Here is a 6593-nt window from a genome sequence, read left to right as displayed (position 1 = left end):
TCTGCGATAGGCATTACAATACTTCCTAAAATACCTTTATAAGTTTGAATGATTGATTCAATATTATAGGCATTATTAGTAATTCCATAAAAACCACCTATCGAGTCAAAACCATCCTCGGAAGCTACAGGGGTAACTTCAATAGGTTGATACATTCTATTATCTTTAATAAAACATCCTCCATATACAAGTAAAAACTCTTTATAGTCTAATGGTAAATCTACACCATACAATCGTTCAATTGTTTCGATTGACTTATATGCATCTTTTTTTTTGAGAAGACCATTTCCGAATCATTTATTTCATTTAATGTTTGCTTTATTATTTTGTTCACTTTGATTTCCCTCCTCTTAAATCTGATGCGGAACCTATATGAGGTATATTACCATGAAAATCTGTTGGAATTAACTCAATTTCAGTAGTACTTTATGATGAGGCCTTAAGCCTTTTTCTTTTAACCAAGACTTTGCTTGATTCTGTGATTTAAACCCTTTTAATTGCATAATTTTTTCATTTACTAAATTAAAATCATTTTTAGAGCCATCTAACCTTTTTTTGTTCTTTCTTATGCTAGTTTTTTATTTATCTAATGCCAAACTCGCAGAAAAACCTTGAATGGTATTGAACCAATCAAGGCTTTCTAAAATTCTATTTTTACTGAAGCGTGAAATTCAACCATTTTCTGTTTATTATGTTCTAAGGTCCTTAGAAGATATTGTAACGTCGTATTAACAATTTACAATTTAAAATGTTATTAGTAAACCACTTTTACTTTCATGGGCTTCGGTATATAGTCCTATTAGTTCATCACACGCTTCAATAAATTCTTGTAAAGTAAATTGATATAATACCTCGGTAGGAACCTCTCCGGCTTCTATTAAAGCGTCTTTAATATTAATTAAATCCTCCAAAATTAATGATATATCTTTCATTTGTACGAAACCCATTCCCATTCCTCCAGGATCAAGACTAAATGTATCAAGTTCTAGTGGTCTCCCAAGAATATAATAATCAGCATCAAATTTTGTTGATAGTATCTTTAATGCCTCTAGTAGTACATCCCACGAATAGGAAAGTCCAAGTACATCTTCCGGATTATAAAAGCATGTTAAAGAAAAATCAGCTAGTTCTTGCACATTACCAATTTCCAGCTCATTTTCCCAATTGTTTTCCAACAATTCTCCACTATATACTGAACGAACCTTCCCTATATTCTTCGCTATGTAATTACGTAATAGTATTGAATCATTATTCTTACCAGCAGCGAGTATAATTGGTCGGAGTTCTTGGTTGAATAGTTCTGTATCAAAAAGATATGCTTTATGTTCCATTGTCATATGCCTACTCCATTTCTTGTTCCCTTTTCTGAAGTATTTCTATTGTAAATTTTAATTCTTTTCGTATGTCCCCCCTCGCACGCCCATCCATAATTGGTTCTAACATGGTATATGCTAGTTTAGGTGGTAGAGCTCGAGCAAAAGTAACAATTAATTCTTTGGCATAAGGATCAATTTTCACTTGTAATAACTCTGAACAGTAACTGATGAGTTTATTATATAAATCATTTTCTAAATGACTTAAAATACTACTTGTTTCAGAGACCCTTAATAGGGCCTCAAGGCATGCAATTACATCTTCCTCATAATCATTTTTTTTCATATTTTGTATCCATAATTCTTTTTTACAAACATATAACTCTAATGCAGTAACCAAAAATTCAATGTCTTTTTTATTTAACTGCATATTGCTACTAGAGTAATTATATATTAATAGTGATTTTATTTGAGGAATTGTTTCTTCACTCAAAAATGCATGCATTGCCCCTTCAGCTCCATATTCTAAGCGAATTAATGCCGCCTGTAAAATTGCCTTTTCACTAATTTGTTTACTCAAATCTTCTATTGGAATATTCCTTTCCTTTTCTCGTAATTTATCTATATGATCCTTATTTAGTAAGCTTAATAAGCCATATATAGCTGTAATTCGATTTCTTTGTTTATCATGATAAAGTGCCTCTTGTAGCCTTGGTGCAAATTTTGGATCCAAAGACTCTCCCATTGCCCCAATTATTTCAAGTGGCAATTGTAAACCACTCTGATTTAGGGATTCCTCTAACTGTTTCTCAGTCACATTTACTTTTACATTATTCTCATCATAAACCTTGTACACTATGTTGCCTCCTATGGAATCCTAAAATCATTCGGATCAAATATATCTTTTCCGGCCGAGGCACCTGTTTTCGGATCATGGTGCCATTGTTGCGCTTGCTTCCTTATTTGCCTGAGACGGTGGTTGCTGCTTTGTCGGATTAGTTGGTGTAGCCACAGATATTGTTTTACCTTTTGCATTTTTTCAACCGGATGCAACGGTTCCGAGAATTTTTCCTCCAGGCTTCAACCCTTTAACTAGAGGACCACTCGCAATAGCGAGGACGGATGCCCACGTTCCAAGCTTTCCAATTTCAGCCTGTGAATGAATCTTTGCAAATGCTGCTTCGATGGTTGTCTCTATATTTTCAACTACCGTAATAAAGTCAGTCACAGTAAATAATTACTGCTTAGTATCATGATAAAGCTGACGCCTGTAAAATACAGACAGCAGCTTCAACGGGGGTGGTTAGGCTCATTCAGAATGTCCTTTACTAAGGCTACACTTGATTGCCAAATAAAGTTTTACACATAATTTCAGTCTTTTAACGCTAATAATTCATCTCGATTATAATCAATCATTGCCAGAAAATATTCATTAAAATTCTCAAATCTATCAATTTCCTCCCTAGCAAACCAGATTACTGATCCAGGTTTAGAAGAATTGAGTAGTCATAAAACAAATAAATCTTTGTCAAATTCTGTGGCAGCAATCGGCAGTAGTTGGTCCCGAGAAAAGCCACTTACTTTTAGAACATAATGATCAATAGCATTTAATAATATTTCGGCTTCTTTTTCTACAGCAAGAATATTCTTCATTTGCTCCGATTTCTGGAAAGTGATGAGGCCATATATGCTTCACTAATACCATTGTAGCTATATTTTCTCTCCAATTACTCATCGTCTAAACTCTCCTATACAATCTTAAATACTGTTGCTTATTACCAATAGAATATTTATTGGCCTGAACCCCGATTCTAAAATTTTTATTTTTGGATTAAGACCTAACCAACAATGAGGGTCTGATTCCCATCCAAGTTTTACTGGACTTGTTTACTAATTTTGTACTTGCGTGAATAAGAAAAGGAATTCGACATGTGTAGCCGAATTCCTTTCTTTTAAGCTATTTTTGAAAATTTCAAGTAGTCTACTGCCTGCACCATAGACACGATCTGATTTTTCTTTCGTTTCATACAAATTCCCGACATCATCGACACTACGGTGTAAGAAATCAAACTGATTTTCTTGAGTAGACCAAACGAGGTTGCTGAATTCATCATAACCATAGGTGTTTCGTACACCTGTTAACTCGTTTACTATGCCTTTTAAGCGATGATTGACGTCCCATTCGTAGACGTGTCTGCGTGTATGACGGTTTTGACTGCTTATTCGATGATTTGTCGGTCTACCTGTGACATCATACTGCCATTGATTGATGACATTCCCTGGTAAGATTCTTTCGATTTCTTGACCAAATTCATTGTACTGCATTGCTGCTGTCCACTTGTCTTGATCTGAGCGAGAAGCTTTGAGATGAGACTTGACACAAGTCTTTTCCCACTCAACTTAGCTGACTGTCACACGACCATCTTCATCTACTTCTTTAAGTAATTCAAAATCCTTTTTAAATTCATCACTGATTTACTACCATTTGTATGAACAATTCTCGTACAGAGGTTCTCTTCGTAAATAAAGAAGTCTCCTCACCATTGTTGGTTATCACAATGGTGAGGAGACAAATGCAACATAAAAAATACTCCCCATTTGATAAACAAATTTTATTTTTTAATCTGTCTACCTAAAGGGGAGCATATCACATACCGAGGAGGTGCTACATGTTCTTACGTTTTTTTGAGGGCTTGATTACCAACCCGGCTGAATAAGTGACTGTGGCATCTTAAGTTAATAGTCGGCTTCTTTTTATTTTACCCCATGTGATTATAGTAGCAGCCACCATAACCGAATTCATCAAATGTACTGTAACGGGGCTTACAGCAATTTTTTATTCCACTTTATCTCACTCCCGCCTCAGCCTAGGATGGTGCCGCGTAGTAAATACACGAAGATATAGTAATTTCATTTTCCAACATAGAGAAACGTATGCAAAGAAGAGAGTATTATACATCTTCCCTACACATGTTTCAGGAATTTATCACCAAATTGATTAAACTACTTTTGATTTATTAACCATACAAGTAATCAATAAAATTTCCAACAAGTTCATCGTTATTATTTATCGTACTTAGCACCTCTTTTAAATCTTCTATAAAACTTTCAAGCAATTCGCAAGATTCATCATCTATGATTTCTCCATTATATTTTCCCTGTATTAATTCAAATGTAATTGAGAGGTAATCCAGAAAATCGGAAAAAGAGTTTGCAATTGGAAAGAGATTGCCTCCTTCATAAGATGCCATGACTGGTGAGCCTTCTTCATCAGTTACAACTACAATAGGATTATCATTTATATCTGCAATGACAAGCCAAAATGGATTCCAATTTGGATCTTCTTTCCGATCCATTCCATTCCAACGAAACCCATCTTGCCTATAAACAAGATTTTCAGGTGACCAAAGATCAAGATGCGCATTTCCCAAATCAATAGCAGTGCTTTTTAGCTCGGAACCATCATGACGAATATCACAAATTATTTCACATTGTTCATAAAAAAATTTTAATTCAGGAGAAAGATAAACTTTTTCATCTACCTGTAGTTTTACTAATTCAGAGCTGTAACGTACTCCACCAATTTTTACAACTCGAGATTCTTGTGGATACTTATTCACTGTTCGTATAAAATTTAATATCGAATCTTCTATTTGTTTCATAATGGCTCAATCCTCTCGTCTATGATTTACATTGATATGTTGATTTATCATTTCTTGACGATCTATTAGTCTTCCTCTAGTAGAGTTTTTAAAAGATCCTCTATGACCTTCATTTGAATTTAAATGACGATTACCACTTGGGTGTTTACCATTTTCTAAAAATACAATATTCCTCGGATCACCCTGCCATTTATAACCTAGAGCTCCATTTCCTTCAACGTTATTAATGTGATGCCCAGTATACCCTGCATTTACCATTTCACTAGTTAATTTACTGATTGGTGTGCTTTTAATTATGTCTAATTCTGCTTGTGTCCAATTTCTTGTTCCCTTTCCAGTAAGATTAATTAATTCTCTTTCGAGTTTCCATGCTCGATTTATAGCTGTTCCTCTTGAACCAGACATAGCAGTCAGACTATCGTGAGGTTTATATCTAATTAACGATAACCCAAAAGTATCAAGATTTATATGTTCCTTGGATTTCGCAGGTGGTGCCGTTGTTGCGCTTGCTTCCTTATTCGCCTGAGACGGTGGTTTCTGCTTTGTCGGATTAGTTGGTGTAGCGGAGTTGGCAACAGATACTGTTTTACTGTTTGCTTTTCGCCCACCGGAAATAATGCCTGCGACAGCCTTTCCTCCATGCTTAACCCCTTTTACTAAAGGACCGCCCAAAACAGCGAGGACGGATGCCCCTCGTTCCCAGCTTTCCAACTTTCTACCGGTAATCGGGTCTCTTCCGATCACGGCTTCAACCAATGCCTTCGCATTTCCTACAACCGGAATAAAGTCTAATCCGGCAGAGATTACGTCTTTATAGCCACCCTCTTTGAAGGATGTATACGCAACGGCCACTTTTCCGCCGACCTTTTTTAGAGCCTTCTTCTTATCTTTTACAATTACTTTACTTGCTTTTTTATTTTAGTAACGACGTTTTATTTAGCTATCCGTATCTAAAAAAATGGCGACAGTTGAAATTTCCAACTACCACCATTTTAACATTTTTCCCATTAACTTACTTTACATCTAGAAGTTTAACTTCATACATTTCCTTCATATTCACATCGATTGGTAGTAAAGCATCAGTATCTATTGTCGAGTCTGCTACACCAGCTAAACCGACAAAGCAGCAGGCACCGAAACCAAATCAAGTGACAATCTATTAAACAACGAGTATAAAAGATGCGGGGTACGATTTAAAACCAATTGGTAGGGGTGTAACTTCAAGCATAAATGATAAAATAGTAAAAGGGATTGACGGATTATACTGTAGCCCAATTTAAACCACACAAATCAGGCTGTAACGAAGCACCTGTTAAGAACGAATTGAAACGTGAATTCAATCAGGACAAGCAATTAGCGGTCATAGTCAGTGATTTAACATACGTTCATGTCGGAAAAAAATGGCACTATGTATGCCTGTTTGTCGATCTATTTAATCGTGAAATCATCGGGTTTAGTGCTGGCGAAAATAAAACAGCAGAGCTTGTCTATCAAGCGATTGCGAGCATTCAGGCCAATCTGAATGACGTCAAAATGTTTCATACTGACCGTGGAAAAGAGTTCGATAACAAACTAATTTCAGAGGCACTTGAAACATTCGGAATCCAGCGATCACTGA

The 6593-nt window shown here is 35.6% G+C and carries 8 protein-coding genes and 2 pseudogenes; 2 read left to right on the top strand and 8 right to left on the bottom strand.

Annotated elements, in window-relative coordinates; genetic code table 11:
• The 8 genes and pseudogenes from SNE38_RS18775 to SNE38_RS18740 all read right to left on the bottom strand — a co-directional run.
• Positions 1-233: SMI1/KNR4 family protein (locus SNE38_RS18775; RefSeq protein WP_336047128.1), on the bottom strand; the 233-nt coding region annotated here is incomplete at its 3' end.
• Positions 234-743: 510 nt separating this feature from the next.
• Positions 744-1337 carry a hypothetical protein gene (locus tag SNE38_RS18770; protein ID WP_336047127.1) on the bottom strand — a complete coding sequence of 198 codons (594 nt, stop codon included), beginning with the start codon at positions 1335-1337 and terminating at the stop codon, positions 744-746.
• Positions 1338-1341: 4 nt separating this feature from the next.
• A complete protein-coding gene (locus SNE38_RS18765; protein WP_336047126.1) occupies positions 1342-2169 on the bottom strand; it encodes a hypothetical protein in 828 nt (275 codons plus the stop codon).
• Between the two features lie 183 nt (positions 2170-2352).
• Positions 2353-2541 (bottom strand): hypothetical protein, encoded by a 189-nt coding sequence (locus SNE38_RS18760; RefSeq protein WP_336047125.1) that lies wholly within the window; start codon positions 2539-2541, stop codon positions 2353-2355.
• Between the two features lie 143 nt (positions 2542-2684).
• Positions 2685-3048: pseudogene (locus SNE38_RS18755) on the bottom strand (hypothetical protein).
• Positions 3049-3203: 155 nt separating this feature from the next.
• On the bottom strand, positions 3204-3638 hold the full coding sequence (locus tag SNE38_RS18750; RefSeq protein WP_336047123.1) for a hypothetical protein: 435 nt from the start codon (positions 3636-3638) through the stop codon (positions 3204-3206).
• A 692-nt stretch (positions 3639-4330) separates the two neighbouring features.
• Complete coding sequence (locus tag SNE38_RS18745) at positions 4331-4975, bottom strand: SMI1/KNR4 family protein (protein WP_336047122.1); 645 nt, start codon at positions 4973-4975, stop codon at positions 4331-4333.
• Positions 4976-4981: 6 nt separating this feature from the next.
• Positions 4982-5827: a pre-toxin TG domain-containing protein gene (locus tag SNE38_RS18740; protein ID WP_336047121.1), complete on the bottom strand. Its 846-nt coding sequence runs from the start codon at positions 5825-5827 to the stop codon at positions 4982-4984.
• A gap of 116 nt (positions 5828-5943) precedes the next feature.
• On the opposite strand from SNE38_RS18740, the gene SNE38_RS18735 reads away from it, so the two are divergent.
• Positions 5944-6138 (top strand): hypothetical protein, encoded by a 195-nt coding sequence (locus tag SNE38_RS18735; RefSeq protein WP_336047120.1) that lies wholly within the window; start codon positions 5944-5946, stop codon positions 6136-6138.
• A 97-nt stretch (positions 6139-6235) separates the two neighbouring features.
• Positions 6236-6593, top strand: a pseudogene (locus SNE38_RS18730) (DDE-type integrase/transposase/recombinase); the annotation flags it as partial.

This window comes from Solibacillus ferritrahens (assembly GCF_037027585.1).
GTDB classification, from domain to species: Bacteria; Bacillota; Bacilli; order Bacillales_A; family Planococcaceae; genus Solibacillus; species Solibacillus ferritrahens.
This window is presented reverse-complemented; position numbering and strand designations above follow the sequence as displayed.

Bases quoted from the DNA above. Each gene is read 5' to 3' on its own strand.
- SNE38_RS18770 (WP_336047127.1), bottom strand. From the start codon at position 1,337: ATGACAATGGAACATAAAGCATATCTTTTTGATACAGAACTATTCAAC.
- SNE38_RS18750 (WP_336047123.1), bottom strand. From the start codon at position 3,638: ATGCAGTACAATGAATTTGGTCAAGAAATCGAAAGAATCTTACCAGGG.
- SNE38_RS18745 (WP_336047122.1), bottom strand. From the start codon at position 4,975: ATGAAACAAATAGAAGATTCGATATTAAATTTTATACGAACAGTGAAT.